Genomic DNA, 24,616 nt, shown 5'->3' on the forward strand with positions numbered 1-24,616 from the left:
TGATGGGTTACACCTACTCGTCGACTCTACGGGTTTAAAATTTTTAGGTGAAGGCGAATGGAAGCGTAAGAAGCATCAGCCTGAATACCGTCGGCAATGGCGTAAACTGCATATTGGTATAGATGCTGAAACACTGCAAATACGTGCCGTTCAGCTTACGACAAATAATGTCAGTGATTCACAAGTACTTGGTGATTTACTCGATCAGATTCCTCAAGATGAGCATATTGACTCCGTTTATACCGATGGTGCTTATGACACAAAGCGGTGTCGCCAGTTGATCACAGATCGAAATGCCCATGCGATTATTCCACCCAGAAAAAATGCGAAGCCTTGGAAAGATACAAAAGTTCATTCGCTAGAGCGAAATGAATTACTTCGCACTGTTAAACGTTTAGGCAGGACACTATGGAAAAAATGGTCGGGCTACCATCAGCGAAGTCTGGTAGAAACCAAGATGCACTGCATCAAATTATTAGGCGATAAGCTCAGTGCTCGGAATTTTGATAGCCAAGTCAACGAGATGCATGCACGTGTGGCCATCTTAAATAAGTTTACGGAGCTCGGCCGACCTCACACCCAAGTTGTCACTTAAATTTAAACAACTTAGGAAAGCTCTATCTTTAAAATCTTTATGCAACAAAGCCGTTATATGAAAATAATTTATGAGACAACTTTAACTTTGGTTGTTTAGAGGTAAATGCTAACTCATCTAGCCCATTTTAATTCCCTAAGCCTCTATTACACTTCATTTATGAATCCAAATATTTATATAGTTATTGAGTGTTTTTTATAGCTTAATTTTGCTTACATAGTGCTTATATAACTTCTGAAAATAAAAAACCACCTACGATTAGTACACGTAAGTGGTTGATTTATATGGTGGGCCCAGACAGACTTGAACTGTCGACCAACGGATTATGAGTCCGCTGCTCTAACCAACTGAGCTATAGGCCCTTTTCACTGAAATTGTTATATATCAACAAGTTCAGGCGCCATGAATACTATCGAAGATTTTTTTAAATTACAAGCCCTTTCAAAATCGCTTGTACAGTAAGACAACAGTTAACCAGAAGCCCAAAAATTAGCAGGAAATTGCACAACATCATCTCATCAAGCATTGCACTGAAACTGCGCTCATATCATGAGAGGTAAATTCGAAATTTATTTTTTTTAAGATAAAAAAGCAATAAATCAATAAAAAATTATACTTTTTTGAAATAACTTTATACCGTGAGTACAAAAACTTATAAAGTATTCGTATTGCTGAAATTTTAAACTCTTTTTGAGTTCAGTGACTTTTCTTTGCGCGATTCGAACACAAGTTCAGCAATAGACCAAAGCACAATCACCATTAAAATGAGCGAAGCAACAATTAGTGCGGTCAAATATGTCATTTTGCTATTCCTGTTGAGGTTAAGCCTAAAGTTGGACATTGGCCTGAACTACGACCTATCTACGACAAAAGTCTAATGCTTAAATTATCTGCTGAATAGCTTTTTTTTCACTTTTTTAATAGTAATTTTCTATATACTCATTTATTTTAAGTCTTAATAACTTTTAATTTATATCTAAAAACAATAAGTTGTTAGATTATATTCTGCGGCTAAACAGGTCTTTATTTTTTCTGCACAGTTGCACAAATTAACCCTTGACTCTAAAGCCGAACAAGCACAAATTATGCGCTTTCGTTTGTTTTACTCTGTACCCATGTTAAAAAAATTTATTGGCGAAGCTGCATTTAAAGTTGCCGGATGGAGCTATAATGTCGAACCTGATATTCTGGAAGATAAACAGGTCATTATTGGTTTTGAGCATACCTCAATGCTCGATGCAGTGCTATCACTGGCCATCTTCCAAATTTTCGACATGAAAATTCATACCTTAATCAAGAAAGAATTATTCAAAGGTCCACTTAAACCGGTACTTGAAGCCGTGGGCGGTATTGCGGTTGATCGTAAAGCCAATCAGGACATCGTGGGACAAATGGTGGAGCTGTTCCAGCGCAATGAAAAATTCAATCTGGTGATTGCTCCTGAAGCGACCCGTGCCAAAAATGGTGAAGCACGTAAGCCAATTCGTACCGGTTTCTGGCATATTGCCAAAGCCGCCAATGTGCCGATTGTGCTGATGTATGCCAACTCTAAAACCAAGCAAGGCGGGATTTTTGGTAAAATTTATCCAACCGACCTGGCGCATGATCTCGCGCTGATCAAACAGCTCTATAAAGAAAACACCGGATTGGATATTATTATTCCAGACGTGAAAACAGCGTAAATTTTTCAGTTAAAACTTAAAACCCTGCCCTTTTTTCAGAAAAAGGGCTTATGGTAGAATCTGTGCAATTCGATCGGCATACAGCCAATCTACAAGGAGCATATTTCGCATGGCGGGTCATTCCAAGTGGGCCAATATCAAGCATCGTAAAGCCAAACAAGATGCTAGTCGTGGTAAGTTGTTTACCAAATACATTCGTGAACTGACAACTGCTGCTAAACTCGGCGGTCCGGATGCAGGGAGCAACCCTCGCTTACGTGCTGTAGTCGAAAAAGCATTATCGGTCAACATGACACGTGATGTGATTAACCGTGCGATTCAACGTGGTGCTGGCGGTGAAGATAACGATGACTTAAAAGAAGTCACCTATGAAGGTTATGGTGTCGGCGGTGTGGCTGTGATTGTAGAAACCATGACCGACAACTTAAACCGTACCGTACCAGACGTTCGTCACTGCTTCTCTAAAACCGATGGTAACTTAGGCACCAACGGTTCAGTGGCCTTCTTATTCACCAAACGTGGTGAAATTACGTTTGAAGATGTGTCTTTAGAAGATCAGATCATGGACGTGGCATTAGAAGCCGGTGCAGAAGATATTGAAGTCTCTGAAGATGAAATTCTGGTGATTACCACTCCAGAAACGTTTGGTACCGTTCAGGATGCTTTAGCAGCAGCAGGTTTAAAATCTGACAATGCTGAAGTGGTGATGAGCCCATCAACCAAAGCTGAAATCACCGACATCGACCAGGCTAAAAAAATCATGAAAATGATTGATATGCTTGAAGATCTGGATGATGTTCAGAACGTTTATACCAACGTTGAATTCTCTGATGACGTTTTAGCAGCCTTAGATGCTTAAAACTTACAGATAAAAAACGCGCCAGATGGCGCGTTTTTTATTTCTTAGAAATTAAACTTTACTGAGCAAATTCGAGCAGTTTAAAACATTATATTCTTTAATCACGAAGCTCGAATGCAGCGCCACCACATGGTCAATTTTACCAATGCGTTTGAGTAAAATGTCACTGTAGTTTTCCATATCCCGCGCAATCACTTCTACAATAAAGTCAGCGGTTTGCCCGGTCACCAAAAAGGCATTAATCACTTCGGGAATATTTTCCAGTTCTTCCAGAAACTTGGCAAAGGTATCGGTATCATGTTTACTCAGCGACACCTGCAACAGGACATGCAGACTAAAGCCGAGTTTCTGGTAATTAATTTCCCGCTTTAAACCTGAAATAATATTATGATCAATCAGGCTTTTAATCCGGCGATGTACCGAACTCACCGACAAATTCACCCGCTCCGACAGTTCATTTAAATTGACATCTTCATGACTTAAAATTTCAAGAATATGCTTATCAAAGCGATCCAGTTCCATTTTTATACTCTTTTTAACAGGCAATGACACTTTATAATTTTAGCCGAATCAGTACCACAACAATATTTATTTCTCATTATTTTTTCATCTATTGAAATTTTTTTTCAAGATATGATGTGCAGACACAACTGTAGCCTAACGGATCAGACCTCTGCCATTTATCTTGATCTTTTAAAAACAGATAAACGGTTAGCTTCAATAAACCGCTGTTTTCTCAAAAATTTCCTTCTCTCTACTGCGTTTAAATTGCCTTCTCTGCCCAAATACAGCTAATTCCAGAACGTTCATCTTTTACAAGTGTATACAAATAGATTAAAAAAAGATGCGTTTCAACACCAGCAAAACAAAAACATAAGAACACAAGGAATCGTCTTCATGGCTTTTAAATCTTTCAGTTTGCTGAAAAGCAAGCTCAGCCCGGTTTTAACTGTCGAAACCCAAACCAGCAGCTTTTTCAGTGGCATCAGCTCGACCTTGTCGAACTGGTTTGGACAACTCACCAGCCCCTCTGCCCCAACCCTCGACAGCTTATTGCAAAGTCTGTTGTCTGGAAACAGCCTGGACAGTAGCAGTCTTAGCAATTTAATCAGCCAGTTTACAGGAAGTAATAGCGGCAGTTTGGATATTTCTAGCCTGATTAATCAACTGACCCAAGCCAATGGGGGCAGTTTTGATCTGGGCTCAATTAGCAATTTAATCGGTGGTCTGATTGGCGGTGATACTGCTGATCTGGATTTTGAAGCCATCAGCCAGCTGATTGGTGGCTTGATTGGCGGTAATACGGGCGACCTGGATATTGGTACCATTGCTGACCTGGTCGGTGGTCTCATCGGCGGTGGTGCCGGCGACTTTGATATTGGCGCAATCGTAGAACTGGTGAGCGGCCTGATGGGTGGTGGTTCGGATGATCTCGACATCGCAGCGATTACTGAATTGGTTGGTGGGTTGATTGGCGGCGGTGCTGGTGATATTGATATTGGCGCGATTGCCGGATGAGTCAGTGGATTAATCGGTGGTGGTTCAGGCGATCTCGATATCACAGCGATTGCTGAATTGGTTGGCGGTTTAATTGGTGGTGGCGCTGGCGATATTGATATCAGTGCAATTGCCGGATTAGTCAGTGGATTAATCGGTGGTGGTTCAGGCGATCTCGATATCACAGCGATTGCTGAATTGGTTGGTGGTTTAATTGGCGGCGGTACGGGTGACTTTGATATCGGTGCAATCGTAGAGCTGGTAAGCGGTCTGATGGGTGGTAGTTCAGGCGATATCGACATCGCAGCGAGTGCTGAGCTTGTCGGTGGTCTCATCGGTGGTGGCGCTAGCGATATTGATATCGGTGCAATTGCCGGATTAGTCAGCGGATTAATTGGTGGTGGTTCAGGTGATCTCGACATTGCAGCCATTGCTGATCTGGTCGGTAGTCTGATTGGCGGTGGCGCCGGCGACTTTGATATTGGTGCAATTTCAGAACTGGTCGGTGGCTTAATCGGTGGTAATACGGGTGAAATTAACCTTGAAACGATTTCTGAACTGTTTGAAGGACTCATCGGCAATAACACCGGTGATCTGAACCTTGAAACACTGACCCAGTTATTTGAAGGCTTAACAGGTGGCAGCAGTGAGTTTGACTTAAGTGCCTTACTTGGCGGTCTCCCAGACATCGGCAGTGGTTTTGATTTAGGTGGCTTACTGGAAGGTCTGACTGACGGTGGCACAGACTTTGACCTAGGCAATCTTACTGACAGCTTGGGCGATGCATTTGGTTCAACTGACTTTAATCTGGAAGATCTGTTACAAGGCGCCAGTACAGGAGCAGACAGCAGTCTGAGTCTGGACAACCTGTTACCTGAACTTCAAGAAGCTCTGCAATCGACCAATACAGAGAGCAGTAGCAGCAACTTTGACCTGCTCAGCCTTGCGCCGCAACTGCCTGCAATTGATCTGGATTCATCCACCACATTCATTTAATAGAGTTGATAAAGTCAAAAAAATACGCGCTACAGGCGCGTATTTTTTATGGTTGCCGTTTAGATACCGCGCCAGTCCACACGTGCATGACGCTCGGTCTGATAAATTCTCAGTACATATTGCCCTAAGGGTAAATCACTGAGTTCCTGTTTAAATTGCAGGAATTGTTCAGACAAGGTTTCGCCCTGCTCTTTTTCCCACGGTGTATCCTGAATTTCCAGAATCGGGGCCAGCATGGAACAGACCGCAATATCCGCCAGACCTAAACGCTCACCAACAAAATATGCGCCACCATTGGCAATCAGACGCTGGTTTAATTCGGCTATTAAACGGCGCATTTCCTGTTCCGATTCATCAACCTTGTCCTGATCCAGCTGATAGCCTTTGGAAATCAGCATCTTCATAATGGGTTTGGAATATTTTTCAAATTGACGTAAATAACCTTTTTCACCAATCAGCAAATCTAAAGGCTGTTCACTTTCAGATAAAGTATGTGCCAGTCCCCAGCGGCGAACGTGATAACCCAGCGTCGAGGCCAACTGGTCAATCTCCAGTGCTTCATTGCGCTGCGTCGGGTCTGGGCGTAATAAGGTATGTTCCGGATACACCTCATCTAAATACAGGGCAATTTGGGTACTGTCTGCAATCCATTGATCCTGATCGCGTAAAATCGGCAGCTTGTTTTGTCCGGTTTTTAGCTTGGCAAAAGCCCGGTGCACGCCCGGAATTAAATTCTGCGCGTTATAATCCAGTTCCTTATGATCCAGCAGCCAGCGCGCTTTTTCACAAAAATGAGATAAAGGAAACTGGTACAAAATACGCATATCTTCTCCGTCAATTTTTATTTTTTGTTCAATAATTTGAACAGCCAACATCCATTGGCTACTTTAGTCATACTGCTGCTGAAAAACAATGCGCTTTTTATTCAAAAATCGCCGGTATTCGGCCAAACGCTTCATCAAGCGTATTTAGGTCAGGCTATCCTGTTTAAAAATCAACAAAGATACGGCACGCATTACCCACCATCCGCAGCACATATTTCAGAAATATGCTTTTTCAACAAACATCCCCGCCATGACCTGACTTTATGCTGGCTTTCATGTAAAATCAGCGACAATTTTTGAATAACACTTTGTGAGTCATTTCATGGGTTTTAATTGTGGTATTGTAGGTCTGCCTAACGTTGGTAAATCGACTCTTTTCAACGCCTTAACCAAAGCTGCAATTGCTGCTGAAAACTTCCCGTTCTGTACCATTGAGCCAAACACCGGTATTGTGCCGGTGCCGGATGCGCGTTTAGACAAACTGGCGGCCATTGTAAACCCACAACGTGTCCTGCCGACCACCATGGAATTTGTGGATATCGCCGGTCTGGTTGCAGGTGCTTCAAAAGGTGAAGGTCTGGGTAACCAGTTCCTCGCCAACATCCGTGAAACTGACGCGATTGCTCACGTGGTGCGTTGTTTTGAAGATGAAAACGTCATTCACGTCAATGGTAAAATTGACCCGCTGGACGATATTGCCACCATCAACACTGAACTTGCGCTGGCCGACTTAGAAACGGTATCGAAAGCCGTGACCCGTTTAACCAAAACAGCCAAAGGCGGCGACAAAGAAGCAGTTGCGACCAAAGCCGTGCTAGAAAAAATCCTGCCATTACTGGATGAAGGCAAACCGGCACGTGCAGCCAATCTGGACGATGACGAACGTAAACTGATTCGTGGTTTTGGTTTATTAACCTTAAAACCCACCATGTATATTGCCAACGTGGCGGAAGATGGCTTTGAAAACAACCCGCATTTAGATGCAGTACGTGAACTGGCAGCAGCTGAAAATGCGATTGTAGTACCACTCTGCAACCAGATTGAAGCCGAAATTTCATTATTAGAAGATGATGAACGTGCTGAATTCTTAGAAGCGATGGGTATGGAAGAACCTGGTCTGAACGTGGTCATCCGCGCAGGTTATGGCTTACTCGGCCTACAAACTTACTTCACTGCCGGTGTGCAGGAAGTACGTGCTTGGACGGTGAAAGTCGGTGCAACCGCTCCACAAGCGGCAGGTGTCATTCATACCGACTTCGAAAAAGGCTTTATCCGTGCTGAATGTGTGGCCTATGATGATTTCGTACAATACAACGGCGAAGCCGGTGCCAAAGAAGCAGGTAAATGGCGTTTAGAGGGTAAAACTTACATCGTACAAGATGGTGATGTTTTACACTTCCGTTTTAACGTGTAATCGCCTGATATCAATGAAAAACCCTCAAATATTTGAGGGTTTTTTTATACTCTTTTTTTGAAGAGCAATCTTTGGCTCACCACAATTTAAGCAAGAAAATTAATCAATCAGCGAACCGATCTTGATATCTTCTTTGATTTACTGAGATGTTATTGAATTCCCTACGCTTTCCAGTTCTCGAAAGCGCTTGATTTCAGTGCACTCAAGCGCACCATAACCGTTCAGCACCGTGAAAGATGCGCCAATATCTTGCAGACTAATTGTGTAATGTAATCGCTATTCTGATTGCAAAGATCAATTTAATACGGCGGCGCCATTAAAAAAGCGGAGCCAGAACTCCGCTTATTGATGCTTCAGGATGCTGTCGCAATCGCATTGCCTTTTTGTTTGGGATCGGTATTGCCCAGTTCCGGATGGGCAATCGCATCGGCACATTGCTGTTTATCGCGTTCATAATCGGCCTGTTTCTGGCTTACCGTTGCGCTACTTTCCAAAGTGGCACGCGCCCAGATTTCCAGACTGGTGAGTGCTTTACGGCATAAGGCATATTTTCCTTCGGTGACTGAATCGGTCATTTTGACGTTAATGCGCCATTCGGTGCTTAACTGGCGCGCCGGTTTGCGTACATTATCTTCAATTAAATTGCGCTGTTTGCGATAAACATAAGGTTCCACCTCATTCATCAGCTTCCAGGCCGCTTCTGCATACGCCGTTGCATCATTGGTCAGTTTCGGTGCAGGTTTAATTTCCGGTTTTTCACCGGACTGATCGCTCCCACAGGCCTGTAATAACAGGCTACTGCCCAGTACAGTCGCAACCACAAATTGACGTGTTTTGAACATCCACATATCTGGCTCGCTTCAACAAACATTTCGGCACTATGCTAGTGAATTCGGGTACAATACACAATCATCATTTGACTCCTTGTTCAACTCTCCTTCAGGTGTGTCGTGTCTGAACACAAAACGCTTTCCACACAGCCAGCCGGTTTTTGGCAAGGCGCTAAAGATAGCCAAGCCATTATTTTTACTTATCTCCCCGTTTCTTTTGCATTTGGCGTTTCGGCGACCCAATTCGGTTTTAGCGCCTGGGAAGCCCTGTTTTTATCCTGCACCATGTATGCCGGTGCCAGCCAGTTTCTGGTGGTGGCCCTGTTAGGCAGCGGCACCTCCATCTGGATGACCGCCCTGACTGTCATTGCACTGGATATTCGCCATCTGCTCTATGGCCCGGCCCTAACCAACCTGATTCAGGACCGGCTCAATTTAAAGAAAACCGCGATCTGGGCCTGGGGCCTGACCGATGAAGTCTTTGCTTCTGGCATGATCAAGCTGTCGCAGCGCCGGCAACAATGGTCGGAATCCTGGATGCTCGGCTTAAGTCTGTTTAGCTGGATGTCATGGGCGCTCGGTTCTTTACTGGGCGGTCTGTTTGCCGATCAGGTCAGTAAGCTGCCGCAGTTTTTACAAGCCGCACTGGATTTCCTGTTACCGGCCCTGTTCCTGAGTTTCCTGCTGGCCGCCTTTGAGAAAAAACATACCTTTGTGGTCAGTGTGACTTTGGTGGTATCAGCTATCGCCTGCTATTTCATTGACCTGTCCGCTGCCATCTTTATTGGTATTTTATCGGGCATTTTTGCAGGTCTGTTCAAACACTATGTCTTAAAACAACCGGATGATGCATACGCAGGAGGCTCACATGAATCTTGAAATTATTCTGGTCGGGATTGTGGTCGGCATCGCCAATTTTGCTTCACGCTTTGGACCGTTTTTTGTGATTCAGAAGTTTCAGCAGGACTCACAAAAACGGGGTGCCCTCTGGCTAAAGATTGCTTTGGGTTCAATTGGTATTGCCGCAATCAGTTCAATGCTGGTGGTCGCGACCTTGCCACCGTTACTGGAAACGCCCAATAAAAGTTTTGCCATGCTGGTCGGATTTATAGTGCTGGCCGGGCTGTATTTTAAATACAAGAAAATTGTACCGGCCACCTTGACTGCGGCCGTGACCTATGGCCTGATTTATACCTATATTCCATTTTCCTTCTAGGTTTTGACTTCAACACCAGACCCATTGACGCAGTGCTGCAGTTGTGCTGCGTTTTCAACACTGTATTTCCTCTTGCCCACTGCGTCTAAAAATTGTTGGACAAAATCACGATTTTCTCCGAATCGGCACTAACATCGCGGTGCAGTTCTGCTATGCTAAAAGCCCGTAAAATCAAGCATGGATGAATTACATGAGCGTGACGATTGGTACTCCTCTTCAAGCTTCGGCATTTAAAGTATTGCTATTGGGTTCAGGAGAATTGGGGAAAGAGGTGGTGATTTCTTTACAGCGTTTAGGTGTAGAAGTGCATGCCGCCGACCGATATGATCATGCCCCTGCCATGCAAGTGGCGCATCATGCCCATACCATTAATATGGCCGATCCTAACGCACTGAAACAGCTGATTGCTCAGGTGCAACCGCATCTGATTGTGCCGGAAATTGAAGCCATTGCCACAGAAGTGCTGCTGGATATTGAAGCGCAAAACGTTGCTACCGTGATTCCATCAGCCAAGGCAGTCAATCTGACCATGAACCGCGAAGGCATCCGCCGTCTAGCTGCAGAAGAACTGGGACTGCCAACCTCTGCCTACCGTTTTGCCGACTCGCTGGAAAGCTTCCGTGCAGCCTGTGATGATATTGGCTATCCAAACTTTGTGAAGCCGGTGATGTCCTCCTCAGGCAAAGGCCAATCCCGGGTAAAAAGCTTTGATGAAGTCGATGCCGCCTGGGACTATGCGCAAACCGGTGGCCGTGTGAATCAGGGCACCGTGATTGTTGAATCGCAGATTGATTTTGATTTTGAAATTACCCTACTCACGGTACGCTCTAAACATCCAGAAACTGGTGAAATTGAAACCTCATTCTGCGACCCGATTGGCCATCGTCAGGATGCCGGTGATTATGTGGAAAGCTGGCAGCCACAACCAATGAGCAGCCAGGCCTTAGCAGAAGCCAAACGTATTGCCCACAAGGTTACCAGCGCACTTGGCGGCTGCGGTATTTTTGGGGTAGAACTGTTTGTCAAAGGCGATCAAGTGTGGTTTAGTGAAGTGTCACCTCGTCCACACGATACCGGTTTAGTCACGTTGGCCTCACAATACCAGAGTGAATTCGAATTACATGCCCGTGCGATTCTCGGCTTGCCAGTGAACACGGCGCGTCATAGTGTGGCTGCCAGTGCAGTGATTTATGCCGGTGTGGATGACCAGAACCTGTCATTTTCTGGCTTGAATCTTGCTTTAGCTCACCCGGATACTGATTTACGTCTGTTTGGCAAACCGGAAGGCTTCAAGCGTCGCCGCATGGGTGTGGCCACCGCCCGCGCAGAAACCACTGAGCAGGCACGTGAGCTGGCTTACGCTACTGCACAAAACGTCAGTGTCAATCAAAACTAGTCGCACAACACGGAACGCTGTTCATGATCAACACCTTACCCTTGCTGAATTACGTAAAAAGTAACCATGACATTCAGGCCATTAATCAGTGGCAAAGTGATGTTGAACATCAGCTGGGGGAATGTTTTGAAAATGGACATTCGATCCGTGACATTATTCTGGCGCGCTCCAATTTTATTGATGAGGCGCTAAAATTCCTGTGGCAACATGCCGGACTGGACCAGACCGATTTAGGCCTGTTTGCGGTGGGCGGTTATGGCCGCCGCGAAATGTTGCCCTATTCCGATGTCGACATCATGATCCTGTCAGAAGATGAAATCTCGCCGGAACAGGAAAAGCTGATTTCAACCTTTATTTCATCGCTGTGGGATGTCGGTAATTTCAAACCCGGCATTAGCGTGCGTACCATTCAGGATTGCGTGATTCAGGCCACCAATGACCTGACTGTGGCCACCGCTTTAATTGAAGCACGACTGATTATTGGCAATGAACATCTGGCCAAATGGCCACGCCGGATTGTGTCGCAAACCTGGACCGATAAAACCTTTTTTGATGCCAAGATGGAAGAGCAAGCCAAACGCTATGCTCAGCACAACCATACCGAAAGCAATTTAGAGCCGGATATTAAAACTGCACCGGGTGGCATCCGCGATATTAACCAGATTGGCTGGATTGCCAAACGGCATTTCCGTGTCAACCGTATTTATGATCTGGTGCATCTGGGTTTTATTTCCGAGTTTGAGCTGGGCGTACTGGAAGAAGCCGAAAGTTTCCTCTGGGAAATTCGCCATTATTTGCACCTGCTGACCAAACGCGATGAAAACCGCCTGCTGTTTGATTATCAGCGTGATATTGCAGCCAAGTTCGGCTATGTCCGTGAAGAAGGCAAATCACCAAATTATCCGATTGAACAGTTCATGAAGCGTTATTACCGCACCGCGCAGCAGGTGTCGACGCTAAATGAAATGTTACTGGCCTATTTTAATGAATCGGTGATTACCCCGCGTCTGCCGCAATATGAACGCCAGATTGAAGAAATTAATGAAAACTTCAAACTGGTCGATGGCAAACTGGCAGTGCAGCATCACAAGATTTTTTCTGAAAAGCCAAGTGCGATTCTGGAAATTTTCTACTTGCTGGCCAATCGTCCTGAAATTACCGGGATTCGTGCCCGCACCTTACGTCTGCTGACCCTGGCTGCCAAACGCATTGACCGCGATTTTCGTGATAATCCGGTCCATCAGGCGCTGTTTATGGCGATTTTACGCTCACCGTACCGTTTGTATGACACCATGGTGGCAATGAAACGTTATGGTGTATTGGGCAACTATATTCCGGCTTTCGGGCAGATTACCGGCCTGATGCAATATGACCTGTTCCATATTTATACCGTCGATGCGCACACCCTGCTGCTGATTCGCAACCTGAACCGCTTTAAAGAACCGGAATTTGCCAAAGACTTTCCGGTGGTCAGCTCGGTGTTCCAGCGTCTGGCGCGTCGTGACATTGTCTATCTGGCCGCAATTTTCCATGACATTGCCAAAGGTCGTGGCGGCGATCATAGTGAACTTGGCGCCGCCGATGCGATTGCCTTCTGCCGCACGCATGGCTTTACCGAACGTGAATGCAATCTGGTGGCCTGGCTGGTGCAAAACCACCTGCTGATGTCGGTCACTGCACAGAAAAAAGATATTTCCGATCCGGATGTGGTCAAAGCTTTCGCCGAACTGATGGGCGATATGGAACATCTGGATTATCTGTATACCCTAACTGTGGCCGATATTAACGCCACCAATCCAACCTTATGGAACACCTGGCGCGCCTCGCTGATGCGCCAGCTATACACCCATGCCCGTGATGTGATCCGTTCCGGCCTGGGTCGTCCGGTGGATTATCAGATGCTGATTGAAGACACCAAATTTGCGGCCAGCGAATTACTGGTCGAGGATTTCTCGCTGGAAGAAGTGGAAAAAGTCTGGCAGGAACTGGGCGATGAATACTTCCTGAAAGAAACCGCCGATGAAATTGCCTGGCATACCCGCGCCATCTTGCAGCACAGTGACAATCCGGCACCTTTAGTACTGATGCGCGCTCATCGTAAATATGCCCAGGATGCCGTGCAGATCTTTATTTATACTCAGGATCAGCCAAACCTGTTTGCCACCACCGTGGCGATTTTAGACCGCATGAATCTGGATGTGCAGGACGCGCGGATTATTACCGCCACCAAAGCCTTTAGTTTAGATACTTATGTGGTACTGGACCGTTTTGGTACCCTGCTGACCGATGCCGAGCGTCAGGACACCGTGATTCAATCACTGGTCACTGCATTAAGCCAGTCAGACAAATATCCGGGGCTGATGCAGCGCCTGATTCCGCGCCAGCTGCGCCATTTTGATATTGAAAATACTGTCGACATCAGCCTGAATGCCGCACTCAACCAGAACATGGTGGAAATTGCGACACTTGACCAGCCGGGCTTACTTGCCAAAGTCGGCGGCTTGTTTATGATGCAGGGGCTGGATATTCATTCTGCTAAAATTGCCACTCTAGGCGAACGTGCTGAAGATATTTTCTTTGTCACCAAAAAAGATGGTACGCCTATGAATGCAGAAGAAGCCAAAAGCTTTGCGGCCAAATTAAAGGCAGCACTTGATGAAGCCTCAAATCAGGTGTGCCAACATTAACATCAACCTATCGGTAACGATTACATGAACTCAAGTTTGTCTTTATTGCACCCTTATCCATTTGAAAAGTTAAACCGACTTTTTCAGGATATACAACCGGCCGATTTACCGCTGATTCCCCTCTCGATTGGAGAACCGAAGCACCCGGCACCGGAATTTGTAAAACAGGCCATTATTGACAACTTCCAGCATTTATCGACTTACCCGAACAGCAAGGGTCTGCCTGAATTACGCCACAGCATTGCCCAGTGGCTGAGTCGCCGTTTCAAGCTGAACAGCATCAGTGCAGATCACCATGTTTTACCGGTTTCAGGTACCCGTGAAGCGATCTTCTCTTTTGTACAGGCACTGGTGAAACGTGAAGATGCACCGTATGTGGTGATGCCAAACCCGTTTTACCAGATTTATGAAGGCGCAACCTTACTGGCCGGGGCCAAGCCGTATTTCATTAACTGTACCGAAGACAACCAGTATTTAGGTGACTTTGATGCCGTACCAGCCGAAGTCTGGGAAAAAACCGCGTTGCTATTTGTCTGTACGCCGGGCAACCCGACCGGTGCGGTACTGTCCAAAGACCAGTTTAAAAAGCTGATTGCACTGTCTGATCAATACGGTTTTGTGATTGCCTCGGATGAATGCTATTCAGAACTGTGGTTTGATGAAGCCCCGACCGGTCTGCTCGAAGTTTGTGCCGAAATAGGCCGCGACGACTATAAAAACTGCGTGGTTTTCCATTCGCTGTCCAAGCGCTCCAATCTGCCGGGGATGCGTTCAGGCTTTGTTGCCGGCGATGCCGATTTACTGAAACCGTATTTGCAATACCGTACCTATCACGGTGCAGCCATGCCGGTACAGCATCAACTGGCCTCAATTGCGGCTTGGGATGATGAGCAGCACGTTGAAGACAACCGCGTGCAATACCGCGCCAAATTTGACTTGTTCCAAAGCGAGCTGGGGCAACTACTCCCTTTACAAAAACCGGATGCCGGTTTCTATTACTGGCTCAAAGTTGATAATGATGAAGCCTTTGCCAAAATGCTGATGGAAAAAGCGCATATTAAAGTGTTGCCGGGCCGGTATTTATCGCGTGAAACCGAGCAAGGTAATCCGGGTGAAAATCATGTCCGTTTAGCCTTGGTGGCCGATATCGCCCAGTGCGAACAGGTGATTCAACGCCTCAAAGCGATTTTGTAGGTGCTGATATTAAAAAATCCACTCTATTGAGTGGATTTTTCATTTTAGGCAGGGCTAAACACTGTTTGCATGGATGAGGATCATCCCCAAAATTAAAGCTGATGCTGAAGTCGCTTGTCCTGTATTAACCTTGTAAAGCCTGTTCAATATCCTGTTCCAATGCATCCGGCTTGGTGGTTGGTGCATAGCGATTCAGCACTTTGCCATCTTTACCAATTAAAAACTTGGTAAAGTTCCACTTGATGCCGTTGCCCAAAATGCCTTTGCTGTTATTGGTTAAATAACGGAAAATTGCGTGTGCTTCCGGGCCTTTGACATCGACCTTGGCAAACATGGGAAAGCTGACCCCATAATTTTTCTGGCAAAAGACCCCGATCTGCTCATTGGAACCGGGGTCTTGGCCACCAAACTGGTTACAGGGAAAGCCGAGCACCTCAAAGCCTTGGGTCTTGTATTTTTCATACAGCTTTTCCAGTCCGGCAAACTGCGGGGTAAAACCGCATTTGCTGGCGGTATTCACCACCAATAAAACCTTGCCTTCATAATCGGCAAATGATTTATTTTTCCCATCTAACAACTCAGCCTCAAACTGATAAATGTTGGTCATGGATAGGTTTCCTCATCACTTTTTTCTTGTGTTTTTAGTTCTAATGACGCCGAGTTGACGCAATAGCGTAAGCCGGTCGGTTGCGGTCCATCATCAAAAACATGGCCCAAATGTGCATCACAATGATGACAGACAATTTCGGTACGCACCATGCCATGCGACTGATCGTTATGTTCTTCCACGACCCCCGGGGCAATCGGACGGTAGAAACTTGGCCAGCCACTGCCGCTGTCGTATTTGGTATCGGAAGAAAATAAGGCTTCTCCACAGCAACGGCACACATACACCCCATCCTGTTTGCTGTTCCAGTATTTCCCTGTAAAGGCCGGTTCGGTTCCTTTTTGTCGTGTAATCCGAAACTCTTCTGGTGATAACTCTCTTTGCCATTCTCGGTCTGTTTTATTGAGTTTTCCCATCACTAACTCCTTTAAATCTTTGACATTCAATGTCATGCTTCAGTACTTCCATATTTACGCTAGAGCTTGCAAAATATCTAGCTAAATTTCAGTATAGATTGTGATAATTGCGTAATCTATTTTTTGCTAACAGAAACATATAATTGGATGGAATTATGTCCACAGGTAACACGACTCCTCGCGAAATTAAAAAATCCTCAAAACTCGAGCATGTATGCTACGACATTCGCGGACCTGTGTTACGAGCGGCCAATGAAATGGAAGAAGCCGGCCATAAAATTATTAAACTGAATATTGGTAACCCCGCCCCCTTCGGCTTTGAAGCCCCGCAGGAAATTATTAACGATGTGGCGCTGAACCTGCCAAATGCAGTCGGTTATACCGACTCCAAAGGGATTTTCCCGGCACGTAAGGCTATTTGCCAGTATTATCAGCAAAAAGGCATTTTTGACCTGCACGTTAATGATGTCTATATCGGCAATGGCGTGTCTGAGCTAATCGTAATGGCCATGCAAGGCCTGCTGGATGATGGCGATGAAATGCTGATTCCAATGCCGGACTATCCACTATGGACGGCGGCGGTCAATCTATCGGGTGGTACGGCCATTCACTATAAATGTGATGAAGAAAATCACTGGTATCCAGATCTGGCCGATATGGAAAGCAAAATCACACCCAATACCCGCGGTATTGTGATTATTAACCCGAACAACCCGACCGGTGCAGTTTATCCACGTCATGTGCTGGAACAGATTGTCGCGCTGGCAAAAAAATATGATCTGATTTTATTTGCCGACGAAATTTACGACAAAATCGTGTATGACGGCATTGAGCATGTGTCGGTTGCAGCCCTGGCTGGTGATCAGCTGTGTATTTCATTCAACGGTTTATCTAAAGCCTACCGTATTGCCGGCTACCGTTCTGGCTGGATGGCCATTACTGGCGACCGTTCACGCGCAGCCGACTATATTGAAGGTCTGGACATGCTGGCCTCTATGCGTCTGTGTGCCAACCATCAGGCGCAATATGCGATTCAGACCGCGCTTGGTGGCTATCAGTCAATTAATGACCTGATCCGTCCGGGTGGCCGTCTGTATGAACAGCGCAATATTGCCTGGGAAATGCTGAACGAAATTCCGGGTGTGTCTTGCGTCAAGCCAGAAGGTGCGATGTACTGCTTCCCGAAACTGGACCCAAATGTCTACGCCATTGAAGATGATGAAAAACTGATGCTGGATTTCCTGAAAGCCGAAAAAGTGCTGCTGGTTCAAGGCACCGGCTTTAACTGGCCAACCCCAGATCATTTCCGTGTGGTGTTCCTGCCAGCTGAAAATGAATTACGTGAAGCGCTTAGCCGCTTGGGCCGTTTCCTGGCGAAAATCCGCTAAGCTGAAATACAATAAAAAAGCCGTGATCAATTCACGGCTTTTTTGTGCAAACGAGAAAGATTAAAGCGATTTCAGCGGATTGCCGTATTGCTGTAAATAGGCCTGCCCCAGCGCTTCCGAACCTTTAAAACTGAGATGATCATCATCCTGATTTCGGTACAGCGGCGTTCCCTCGACACTTAAATCACATTGCTGCGCATCACACAGCACCTTGGTCGGCTCGACCACAATCAGTTGTGGATACTGCTGCTGCAATTCGCTCATCCACTGATAAATTGGTGCATTGCTCTGCTGGAATTCCTCTGCCGACACCGCGCATTCACGCTCAATCCCCAGCCATTCACGGCGTAATGAACAATTGGCCTGATCCGGATCAATCACCGGAACATCCATCAGCATCACTACATACTCGCTGCTGGCCAGTGCACTATCCACCGCAGCCTGTAAACCGGCAAAATAACTGTCTAAATGATTCGCGACCTGACTGTCCTCTTCTGCGCTCGGATGCAGATCATGCCCGGCATCCAGATACTGGCTAAAGGCAGCTGACATCACCACAAACTGATAATGATGCTGTTTTAAATGCGCCTCAATTGCGTCATTGCGGGCTTGAAAGGCAGCCACTTCATGCTCACCACGGCCACGCTGGACACCCGGTAAATAAATAGTGGTGTCCTGAGTGCTGTCATAACCGCGCAGTCCAGCATCTTTGGCCCAGACATCCAGCAGTCCGGTATAGCTGTTGGCATGTGAATCACCAATCAGCATAAAATCAATCTGCGGTTTTTCCACACCCAGCACACAGTCTTGCGGATTGGCCAGCGTTCCAGGATTGGGAAAGCTGTGACATTTCTGCCGGATGCCATGCGCAAACGAATTTAAGGCTGCCATCTGGTTTTGCACTTGCGGACTTAGCCGCTCCGGAAAACCCTGATGCTGACTGACCAGCTGCGCCACGCCAATAAAACAGAGCGCCGGCGCCACAAAACCGCTCAGAATGACCTTGTAATTGGCAGCCATCACAAAACCTTTGCTCGGCTGTTCAATATAACGATAAGTCAGATAGGCCAGCGCGATACTAAGCAGCACCATAGCCAGCTGATAACCGGCATTAACTGGCAGCATATAGATACTGAACAGTACAATTACCGGCCAGTGCCATAAATATAAAGGATAGGAAATTTTGCCCATCCAGAGGCTAAAACGGTTGGTCAGTACCACATTCTGCGACTGCACGCTCTGGCCGATATAAATAATCAAGGCCGTTGCCAGACATGGAATCAGCGCCATTGCGCCCGGAAATGGTGTGGCGTGATCCAACCACATTGCCGTGCCTAACAACAGCGCCAGACAACTCCAGACCAGCGTTTGCGCCAGCCATTTTGACCATTTTATTTGTGGCAAAAAGCAGATCAGCGCACCCAAGAGCAGTTCAAAGGCGCGGACCGGCATACTGTAATAGGCTTTCTCGGCATTCACGCTCAACTGCTGCTGCGCATACAGCAACGACATGAGAATAAAAGATCCGACCATCAGCAGACCCCATTGCCGGTTACTTCTTTTCATAAAGCACAGCAGAATCAGCGGCCAGAAAATATAGAACTGCTCTTCAACGCCCAACGACCATAAATGCAGCAGCGGCACTTCATTGACACTCTGACTGAAGTAATCACCGACTTCACGCTGCATATAAATATTGGCCATCAGAAACGTGGCATAAAAGACACTGTCGAAATAACGACTCAGCTCATCGGGCAGCATCACCTGCCAGGCCACCAGACTCACCACACTCAGTACAGTAAAATAGGCCGGTGCCAAACGCACCACCCGCTTTTTATAAAAGCGACCGATTGAGAAAGTCTGGTTCTGGATTTCTTTGCTTAAAATTAAGGTAATTAAATAGCCCGAAATCACAAAGAAAATATCGACGCCAATATAACCACCGGGGAAAATAGACAGGCCAATATGATTAAAAATCACCAACAGGACGGCAATCGCTCTTAAACCGTCAATATCGGCGCGATAGGCAAAACTCATGAACGTGCAGGGGAAAACTGAAACGTGGCTTATTGTAGACCTTTTCAGTCAAAGATCAATTTTGGATACACAGCGACGACAACATCGCTTTCAGGCTATACTGGGCATTATATTATGTGGGGGTGAGGAATGAGCAACTATAAAGTGCATCTGCTGGATATTCAGAACCAGTTACAGAATTATATTTGGCTGCTGGAACATACCATATCCAGAGATGTGATTGTGGTCGATCCCACCGAAGCCGAACCGGTGGAACAGTATTGCCGTGAGCATGGTTTAAATTTAAGCCAGATCTGGCTGACTCACTGGCATAAAGACCATATTGGGGGTGTGCCGGAGCTGCTGCAATCACGCAATATTCCAGTGTATGGACCACGCGAAGAGCTGAGTAAAATTCCGTTTATCACCCACCCTTTGCAGCATGAAGCCCATTTTAAATTTCATGATCTGCAGGTGGATGTACTGGCGGTTCCCGGCCATACCCTGGGGCATATTGTGTATTTTATGGATGCCATCGATACCTTGTTTTGCGGTGATACCCTGTTTGCGATGGGCTGCGGCCGGGTTTTTGAAGGCACCTTTGAGCAGATGTATCACTCTTTAAACCGTCTGGCGGCATTACCAGCGCGCACCCAAGTGTACTGCACCCACGAATATACCCTGTCCAATGCCAAATTTGCCCTGCATGTTGAACCGGATAATCTGGCGCTACAACAGCGTTATCAGCAGGTGGAAGATTTACGCCTGCTAAATCAGCCGACCTTGCCAAGTACCATTGAACTGGAACTGCAGACCAATCCTTTTTTACGGGTGGACAGCGTCGAAGAATTCCAAAAATTACGTGAAATGAAAGATAATTTTTAAAGCGGTTTAACCGGTTTATAACAGCTGGTGACTGGCCGCATACGCATCCAGCTCGGTCTGTGTCACCACACGTACCGCATTCATTTCATCAATGCGTACCAGCAGTAAGCCGCCCAACGCTGGTTGATAACGACGCGCACTGCCAAATGGGGTGTAGGCCACCTGCGATTGTTCGGTAAAGACCAGCCAGTCTTCATGGCCTAGCATTACCGCCACCGGGGTTTGGCCCTGTTGCTGCATCTGTTGAATGGTCTGCTGTACGTCAGCTTCAATGGTATTTGGCGTCATCTTACTCACTCCTGTGGCTGTACTTTATGATACCCGATCTCCAGGCCCGCTATGGCTTAAAATAAAGCCATCAATCACTCAGCGTATGCAAATTATAGCCGGCAGATCGCTACAACTTTTTATCTCGCGCCAGGCCGAGGTTGTAAGAAATACTTAAAGATGTGTTGTCATCAATATTTAACAAATTATTTCAAGCCGGCTTAAATAGCCCATAGATAATGTTGAAAATTTAGAATAAAAATACATCAAATATATCAATCAATTAATTTAAAATTTGCTTAAAATTCTGCCGCTATATTCATCAATACATGTTTTTCAGGCGCTCAAATTCTGTCTTTTTTGCTGCAAAAATCATCAGTCTCAATATTTTTTGACACATTCTTGAATTTTGCCCTTTAAAAAATCTTGATATAACCATATCTATACTTTATTGAAGATAAGGGAGTACACTCGTGAAAAAAGTGGTAAAAGCTAAAAATTTAATTGCCTTTCGTATTTGGTTAGAAAAACTGGGATATTCAGTCAAAAATTTAGCCGATGGCCGTGGTTTTACCTTTAGTTTTAAAAAAGAATATGGTCTGGTCACTGGTGAACTGGCCGGCAATGCACTAGCCGTACAACTCGGTGAAGAATTTGAGGACCACTTAAAAGCCTGAATTCGTTTACGCACTCTTTGATCGAGAAAAATAAAGTGTTCTCATAACTTGAGCCCGTTGAACCGTCTGTTCTGCGGGCTTTTCTTTGGGCGAGATAAAGGCCTGACAAAATAACAGGCAATAAAAAAGCAGGACATCTGCCCTGCTTTTTCAGAATTTGGTGGGGATGAAGAGACTCGAACTCTTACACCTTGCGGCGCTGCGACCTGAACACAGTGCGTCTACCAATTCCGCCACATCCCCATATAAAGATGCCAATTTTTTGAAGAAATACTCAAGCTGGCCGGTTCAACAAAAGAAGCGAGGAGTTTAACCTTGCTGATTTTGAGTGGTGGGGGCGGAGAGACTCGAACTCTCACGCCTCGCAGCGCTGGAACCTAAATCCAGTGCGTCTACCAATTTCGCCACGCCCCCATACCGGGTACCAACTTAATGCTGGATTTCTCAAAATTCTGGCAGAGGATCAAGGATTCGAACCTTGACGAACGGTTTTGGAGACCGTCATGCTACCATTACACCAATCCTCTGTTACCTAAAATCAAGCTCACTTGATATTTAAGTGGTGGGGGCGGAGAGACTCGAACTCTCACGCCTCGCAGCGCTGGAACCTAAATCCAGTGCGTCTACCAATTTCGCCACGCCCCCGATGGCTGTGTATATTATAGAGATCACTTCCCGATGACAAGCCCTTTTTATGAAAAAGCCACTTGTTTGTTTAAATAAAAAACAAAAGCCTCTATTTTGGTTTTTTCTTAAGCATTTTCAGTGCTTAACAGCGTTTTTAAGGCAAAAAAACTGACTTCTCTCTGGCTTTTTTGTTTGTTGAGCATCACCTCAAGCAAGTCTTGAAAGCCCAAATACGCTGCGGGTAACTCAATTTTAAGCTGCTGACAATGCAAATAGGCCCAATCCTGATAACTTTTGGCCTGTAAACGGCGCTGAGTCAGCCATTCATAGATAATAATCCCCAATGCATAGAGATCACTGGCCAGCGTTTTGGCTTCACCATGAAATAATTCAGGTGCCATATAGCGTGGTGTGGCAGTCATATTGGACATTAGCGGATCATCTATGGCCTGCAACTGCTCAAAATCAATCAGTTTGACCTGCCCTGCCCATTCGCGCCAATGTTCGACTTTTAAATCTGCATGTAGATAGCCCAACCGTGTTAGCTGTTCCAGGCTATCCAGTACCTGCAGCAAACGTGTTTGAATCTGGCTTAGGCTAAATTGTGAGGGTGCTAAAGCAAAAAACGCTGGCGCATCCGGCACAATCAGATAATCCTGAAAGCTCTCCTGCTGGATGCGTAGGATTTCGGTATTTTGCGCACAATAGAAAGGTAGCAGAAAATCCGGTGCATCTGCCTGCTGAAACTGGCGATAAAAATCCAGCTCTCGGCAAAAACCTGCGCTCAGTTGCGGATGCGCATCCCTCTGCTGGGCTTTCAACCAGTATACAGATTGCCCTTGTCGAAACTGAAACAGACGCCGCCCCATCTTGAAGCTTTGCGGCTTGGTTTTTAACTCAAAACAATAGTGTTCAAGTTCAGCCGGACTAAACGGCAATAAATTCGGATTTGGCGTGTTCAACGGGGTTCTGCTGATATTCTAAAAGTTCCAGACAATGCTGAATGGTTTTACCCACGCGGGCATGGGTTTCAATCATGGAGATTTTTGGCCAGGTGGCGCGTTCACCTTCGCGTTGCAGCAATCGGAACAGGTGTGGACGCGGATTTTGCAACATATAGCTATAATGACGCCAGCCATATTTGCCAACAATATTCACATCACCATAATAACGCTGATCGACAATGCCATGGCCATGATCGAGCAGACGGCGTACTGTCGGCACACCACCGACACGTTCACGGGTAAAGTCCATAATCCCCTTACTAATCACTTTGCCCTGACGGCGCACAATACGCTCCGGCCAGCTCAGCATATCTTTACGGAAACGCTCGGCATCGGTTTGCATAAATGGCACCACATGCGGATTGACCTGACTGGCAATGGTGTAATTCACATTATATAAACGCGCCATTTTTTCCTGCGGGAAATCACTACGCACACTGCCATCGACCCAGCGGGTTCTGCCCATATAGGGTGTATGTTCCCCATCCTGCCGTTTACTGGTTAAACGCACCGGCGGAAACAGCACCGGCACCGCACAGGAAGCCAAAGCCGCACTCCAGACCAGCAAATCTGGCGAGGTATAACTGTTCATGATGCGTGCTTCCTGTGATGCATCATAAGGCGCAACTGCAATATTGATATGCAGCCCGGACACCTTAAAGGCTTCTTCAAAGGTGACATCACCGAGGTTGGTGAGCAGGAATTTTTTCAGATAACGGACATCAGCAATACCGCCATTGCCCTTTAAAATATCTTCCCAGCGGCGGAAATGAAAAGCTTCGGTAAAGAACGATTCACCATTTAAAATGTGCATCATCTCCGATGGTTTAGAAATGCCAAGCATGGCGGTCATAATCGCCCCAGCACTGGAGCCAGACAGCACTTGCGGCATCAGGTCACGCTCGAGCAGCGCCTTGCACACGCCGGTATGAAACAGACCCAGGGTTGCCCCGCCTGAAAACATAATCGCCGGCTGGCCATAGGCCACCTGACAGTTTTTAAAAAATTCGATCTTTTCCTGAGTACTGAGTAAATGGCATTCTTTGGATGCAATAAAGGTCAGACTGTTGCTGACTTCTTCAATATAATCTTCAATAATTTTTTTGGTGCCGACATAGGTCGCAGTAAACAGCATTGGATGGGCAATGTTGGCCACATCATAGGTCAGGCCTTCGCGCAGAATATACATCAGGTCGCTGGTGCGCTCTGCCAGGCGATAACGGCGTAATAAGTTCAGACGATGGGCAATAATTTCAGCATCAAAATACGGCGAGGTGTTGTCATACTTCCATTCCTGCGCCCCCGATTCTTCATCTATTTTTAGTGCCAGATTTTTCCATTCTTCGTAACTCTCGGCATGTTCTATTTTTCGTTTTAATTTTTTGATCCGATAGGCCTGATGAGGATTAATGTCCTGGCTAAACTCTTTAAACAACATAGCTTCCCTCTGCGCTTCGCTGAATAGGCGCTGATCTGTCGATGTCTCCTAACTATGCAGAAATTTCAGACATTCTTCAATTGCATAATTCATGTTTTCAT

Annotated in this window: 22 protein-coding genes, 5 tRNA genes and 1 pseudogene; 14 read left to right on the plus strand and 14 right to left on the minus strand. The window is 46.1% G+C overall.

Annotation, left to right across the window (positions count from 1 at the left end; genetic code table 11):
* Positions 1-595: IS5 family transposase (locus tag FTT63_RS03115; protein ID WP_180191988.1), on the plus strand; the 595-nt coding region annotated here is incomplete at its 5' end.
* A 285-nt stretch (positions 596-880) separates the two neighbouring features.
* Here the strand turns inward: FTT63_RS03115 and FTT63_RS03120 are convergent.
* Positions 881-957 (minus strand) — tRNA-Ile (locus tag FTT63_RS03120).
* A gap of 753 nt (positions 958-1,710) precedes the next feature.
* On the opposite strand from FTT63_RS03120, the gene FTT63_RS03125 reads away from it, so the two are divergent.
* On the plus strand, positions 1,711-2,277 hold the full coding sequence (locus FTT63_RS03125) for a 1-acyl-sn-glycerol-3-phosphate acyltransferase (RefSeq protein ID WP_005177219.1): 567 nt from the start codon (positions 1,711-1,713) through the stop codon (positions 2,275-2,277).
* 109 nt (positions 2,278-2,386) lie between these two features.
* Complete coding sequence (locus FTT63_RS03130) at positions 2,387-3,136, plus strand: YebC/PmpR family DNA-binding transcriptional regulator (RefSeq protein ID WP_005177213.1); 750 nt, start codon at positions 2,387-2,389, stop codon at positions 3,134-3,136.
* A gap of 51 nt (positions 3,137-3,187) precedes the next feature.
* Here the strand turns inward: FTT63_RS03130 and FTT63_RS03135 are convergent, their stop codons facing one another.
* Positions 3,188-3,658 carry an Lrp/AsnC family transcriptional regulator gene (locus tag FTT63_RS03135; protein ID WP_104490323.1) on the minus strand — a complete coding sequence of 157 codons (471 nt, stop codon included), beginning with the start codon at positions 3,656-3,658 and terminating at the stop codon, positions 3,188-3,190.
* A 375-nt stretch (positions 3,659-4,033) separates the two neighbouring features.
* Between FTT63_RS03135 and FTT63_RS15905 the strand changes: the two are divergent.
* Positions 4,034-5,629 (plus strand): annotated as a pseudogene (locus FTT63_RS15905) (hypothetical protein).
* Between the two features lie 59 nt (positions 5,630-5,688).
* On the opposite strand, the gene FTT63_RS03145 reads toward FTT63_RS15905, so the two are convergent.
* Positions 5,689-6,453 (minus strand): glutathione S-transferase family protein, encoded by a 765-nt coding sequence (locus FTT63_RS03145; protein WP_075175198.1) that lies wholly within the window; start codon positions 6,451-6,453, stop codon positions 5,689-5,691.
* Between the two features lie 36 nt (positions 6,454-6,489).
* On the opposite strand from FTT63_RS03145, the gene FTT63_RS03150 reads away from it, so the two are divergent.
* Together FTT63_RS03150 and ychF are read left to right on the plus strand one after the other, a co-directional pair.
* Entirely contained in the window at positions 6,490-6,753 is a 264-nt protein-coding gene (locus FTT63_RS03150) for a hypothetical protein (RefSeq protein WP_127799176.1), read from the plus strand.
* 22 nt (positions 6,754-6,775) lie between these two features.
* On the plus strand, positions 6,776-7,867 hold the full coding sequence (gene ychF / locus FTT63_RS03155; protein ID WP_005177206.1) for a redox-regulated ATPase YchF: 1,092 nt from the start codon (positions 6,776-6,778) through the stop codon (positions 7,865-7,867).
* A 353-nt stretch (positions 7,868-8,220) separates the two neighbouring features.
* On the opposite strand, the gene FTT63_RS03160 is transcribed toward ychF, so the two are convergent.
* Positions 8,221-8,715, minus strand: coding sequence for a hypothetical protein (locus FTT63_RS03160; protein ID WP_016658335.1), 495 nt, complete (start codon positions 8,713-8,715; stop codon positions 8,221-8,223).
* A 102-nt stretch (positions 8,716-8,817) separates the two neighbouring features.
* On the opposite strand from FTT63_RS03160, the gene FTT63_RS03165 reads away from it, so the two are divergent.
* The 5 genes from FTT63_RS03165 (at position 8,818) to dapC (ending at position 15,190) form a co-directional block, all read left to right on the plus strand.
* Complete coding sequence (locus FTT63_RS03165) at positions 8,818-9,576, plus strand: AzlC family ABC transporter permease (protein ID WP_045795021.1); 759 nt, start codon at positions 8,818-8,820, stop codon at positions 9,574-9,576.
* On the plus strand, positions 9,566-9,913 hold the full coding sequence (gene ygaH / locus FTT63_RS03170; protein WP_104472645.1) for an L-valine transporter subunit YgaH: 348 nt from the start codon (positions 9,566-9,568) through the stop codon (positions 9,911-9,913). The genes FTT63_RS03165 and ygaH overlap by 11 nt, the downstream gene beginning before the upstream one ends.
* A 190-nt stretch (positions 9,914-10,103) precedes the next feature.
* Entirely contained in the window at positions 10,104-11,309 is a 1,206-nt protein-coding gene (gene purT, locus FTT63_RS03175; RefSeq protein ID WP_104472646.1) for a formate-dependent phosphoribosylglycinamide formyltransferase, read from the plus strand.
* Positions 11,310-11,332: 23 nt separating this feature from the next.
* Positions 11,333-13,996 carry a [protein-PII] uridylyltransferase gene (gene glnD / locus FTT63_RS03180; RefSeq protein ID WP_168407142.1) on the plus strand — a complete coding sequence of 888 codons (2,664 nt, stop codon included), beginning with the start codon at positions 11,333-11,335 and terminating at the stop codon, positions 13,994-13,996.
* Positions 13,997-14,020: 24 nt separating this feature from the next.
* Positions 14,021-15,190 carry a succinyldiaminopimelate transaminase gene (dapC, locus tag FTT63_RS03185; protein WP_104511227.1) on the plus strand — a complete coding sequence of 390 codons (1,170 nt, stop codon included), beginning with the start codon at positions 14,021-14,023 and terminating at the stop codon, positions 15,188-15,190.
* A gap of 124 nt (positions 15,191-15,314) precedes the next feature.
* On the opposite strand, the gene FTT63_RS03190 is transcribed toward dapC, so the two are convergent.
* Both FTT63_RS03190 and msrB read right to left on the minus strand, forming a co-directional pair.
* Entirely contained in the window at positions 15,315-15,797 is a 483-nt protein-coding gene (locus FTT63_RS03190) for a glutathione peroxidase (protein ID WP_168369591.1), read from the minus strand.
* A complete protein-coding gene (gene msrB, locus FTT63_RS03195; protein WP_005177175.1) occupies positions 15,794-16,213 on the minus strand; it encodes a peptide-methionine (R)-S-oxide reductase MsrB in 420 nt (139 codons plus the stop codon). The genes FTT63_RS03190 and msrB overlap by 4 nt, the downstream gene beginning before the upstream one ends.
* Positions 16,214-16,368: 155 nt before the next feature.
* Here msrB and FTT63_RS03200 point away from each other — a divergent pair, with 155 nt between their 5' ends.
* On the plus strand, positions 16,369-17,601 hold the full coding sequence (locus FTT63_RS03200) for a pyridoxal phosphate-dependent aminotransferase (protein ID WP_005177173.1): 1,233 nt from the start codon (positions 16,369-16,371) through the stop codon (positions 17,599-17,601).
* A 60-nt stretch (positions 17,602-17,661) separates the two neighbouring features.
* On the opposite strand, the gene FTT63_RS03205 is transcribed toward FTT63_RS03200, so the two are convergent.
* Positions 17,662-19,638: an acyltransferase family protein gene (locus FTT63_RS03205; protein WP_163145922.1), complete on the minus strand. Its 1,977-nt coding sequence runs from the start codon at positions 19,636-19,638 to the stop codon at positions 17,662-17,664.
* Between the two features lie 129 nt (positions 19,639-19,767).
* Between FTT63_RS03205 and gloB the strand changes: the two genes are divergently transcribed.
* Positions 19,768-20,502 carry a hydroxyacylglutathione hydrolase gene (gene gloB / locus FTT63_RS03210; RefSeq protein WP_104469918.1) on the plus strand — a complete coding sequence of 245 codons (735 nt, stop codon included), beginning with the start codon at positions 19,768-19,770 and terminating at the stop codon, positions 20,500-20,502.
* Positions 20,503-20,517: 15 nt separating this feature from the next.
* On the opposite strand, the gene FTT63_RS03215 is transcribed toward gloB, so the two are convergent.
* The gene (locus FTT63_RS03215; RefSeq protein ID WP_005177167.1) at positions 20,518-20,790 is read right to left on the minus strand and encodes a hypothetical protein; all 273 of its coding nucleotides are present in this window, start codon (positions 20,788-20,790) and stop codon (positions 20,518-20,520) included.
* A 452-nt stretch (positions 20,791-21,242) separates the two neighbouring features.
* Between FTT63_RS03215 and FTT63_RS03220 the strand changes: the two genes are divergently transcribed.
* Positions 21,243-21,446, plus strand: a complete 204-nt coding sequence (locus FTT63_RS03220; RefSeq protein WP_005177162.1) for a hypothetical protein — start codon at positions 21,243-21,245, stop codon at positions 21,444-21,446.
* A gap of 158 nt (positions 21,447-21,604) precedes the next feature.
* On the opposite strand, the gene FTT63_RS03225 is transcribed toward FTT63_RS03220, so the two are convergent.
* The 6 genes from FTT63_RS03225 to FTT63_RS03250 all read right to left on the minus strand — a co-directional run bounded on the left by FTT63_RS03225 (position 21,605) and on the right by FTT63_RS03250 (position 24,515).
* Positions 21,605-21,689 (minus strand) — tRNA-Leu (locus FTT63_RS03225).
* A gap of 86 nt (positions 21,690-21,775) precedes the next feature.
* Positions 21,776-21,860, minus strand: a tRNA-Leu gene (locus FTT63_RS03230).
* A 39-nt stretch (positions 21,861-21,899) separates the two neighbouring features.
* Positions 21,900-21,973: transfer RNA gene (locus FTT63_RS03235), tRNA-Trp, on the minus strand.
* 33 nt (positions 21,974-22,006) lie between these two features.
* Positions 22,007-22,091, minus strand: a tRNA-Leu gene (locus tag FTT63_RS03240).
* 107 nt (positions 22,092-22,198) lie between these two features.
* A complete protein-coding gene (locus tag FTT63_RS03245; RefSeq protein ID WP_127799186.1) occupies positions 22,199-23,035 on the minus strand; it encodes a protein kinase in 837 nt (278 codons plus the stop codon).
* On the minus strand, positions 23,001-24,515 hold the full coding sequence (locus tag FTT63_RS03250; protein ID WP_127799188.1) for a DUF3336 domain-containing protein: 1,515 nt from the start codon (positions 24,513-24,515) through the stop codon (positions 23,001-23,003). The genes FTT63_RS03245 and FTT63_RS03250 overlap by 35 nt, the downstream gene beginning before the upstream one ends.
* Between the last annotated feature and the right edge of the window lie 101 nt (positions 24,516-24,616).

The sequence above is a fragment of the Acinetobacter sp. C15 genome (genome assembly GCF_013420645.1).
Taxonomy (GTDB): domain Bacteria; phylum Pseudomonadota; class Gammaproteobacteria; order Pseudomonadales; family Moraxellaceae; genus Acinetobacter; species Acinetobacter indicus.

Coding starts and splice junctions, on each gene's coding strand:
- glnD (WP_168407142.1), top strand. CDS start 11,333: ATGATCAACACCTTACCCTTGCTGAATTACGTAAAAAGTAACCATGAC.
- FTT63_RS03135 (WP_104490323.1), bottom strand. CDS start 3,658: ATGGAACTGGATCGCTTTGATAAGCATATTCTTGAAATTTTAAGTCAT.
- FTT63_RS03250 (WP_127799188.1), bottom strand. CDS start 24,515: ATGTTGTTTAAAGAGTTTAGCCAGGACATTAATCCTCATCAGGCCTAT.
- FTT63_RS03130 (WP_005177213.1), top strand. CDS start 2,387: ATGGCGGGTCATTCCAAGTGGGCCAATATCAAGCATCGTAAAGCCAAA.
- dapC (WP_104511227.1), top strand. CDS start 14,021: ATGAACTCAAGTTTGTCTTTATTGCACCCTTATCCATTTGAAAAGTTA.
- FTT63_RS03190 (WP_168369591.1), bottom strand. CDS start 15,797: ATGACCAACATTTATCAGTTTGAGGCTGAGTTGTTAGATGGGAAAAAT.
- ychF (WP_005177206.1), top strand. CDS start 6,776: ATGGGTTTTAATTGTGGTATTGTAGGTCTGCCTAACGTTGGTAAATCG.
- gloB (WP_104469918.1), top strand. CDS start 19,768: ATGAGCAACTATAAAGTGCATCTGCTGGATATTCAGAACCAGTTACAG.
- FTT63_RS03125 (WP_005177219.1), top strand. CDS start 1,711: ATGTTAAAAAAATTTATTGGCGAAGCTGCATTTAAAGTTGCCGGATGG.
- msrB (WP_005177175.1), bottom strand. CDS start 16,213: ATGGGAAAACTCAATAAAACAGACCGAGAATGGCAAAGAGAGTTATCA.
- FTT63_RS03145 (WP_075175198.1), bottom strand. CDS start 6,453: ATGCGTATTTTGTACCAGTTTCCTTTATCTCATTTTTGTGAAAAAGCG.
- FTT63_RS03215 (WP_005177167.1), bottom strand. CDS start 20,790: ATGACGCCAAATACCATTGAAGCTGACGTACAGCAGACCATTCAACAG.
- FTT63_RS03205 (WP_163145922.1), bottom strand. CDS start 19,638: ATGAGTTTTGCCTATCGCGCCGATATTGACGGTTTAAGAGCGATTGCC.
- FTT63_RS03160 (WP_016658335.1), bottom strand. CDS start 8,715: ATGTGGATGTTCAAAACACGTCAATTTGTGGTTGCGACTGTACTGGGC.
- ygaH (WP_104472645.1), top strand. CDS start 9,566: ATGAATCTTGAAATTATTCTGGTCGGGATTGTGGTCGGCATCGCCAAT.
- purT (WP_104472646.1), top strand. CDS start 10,104: ATGAGCGTGACGATTGGTACTCCTCTTCAAGCTTCGGCATTTAAAGTA.
- FTT63_RS03200 (WP_005177173.1), top strand. CDS start 16,369: ATGTCCACAGGTAACACGACTCCTCGCGAAATTAAAAAATCCTCAAAA.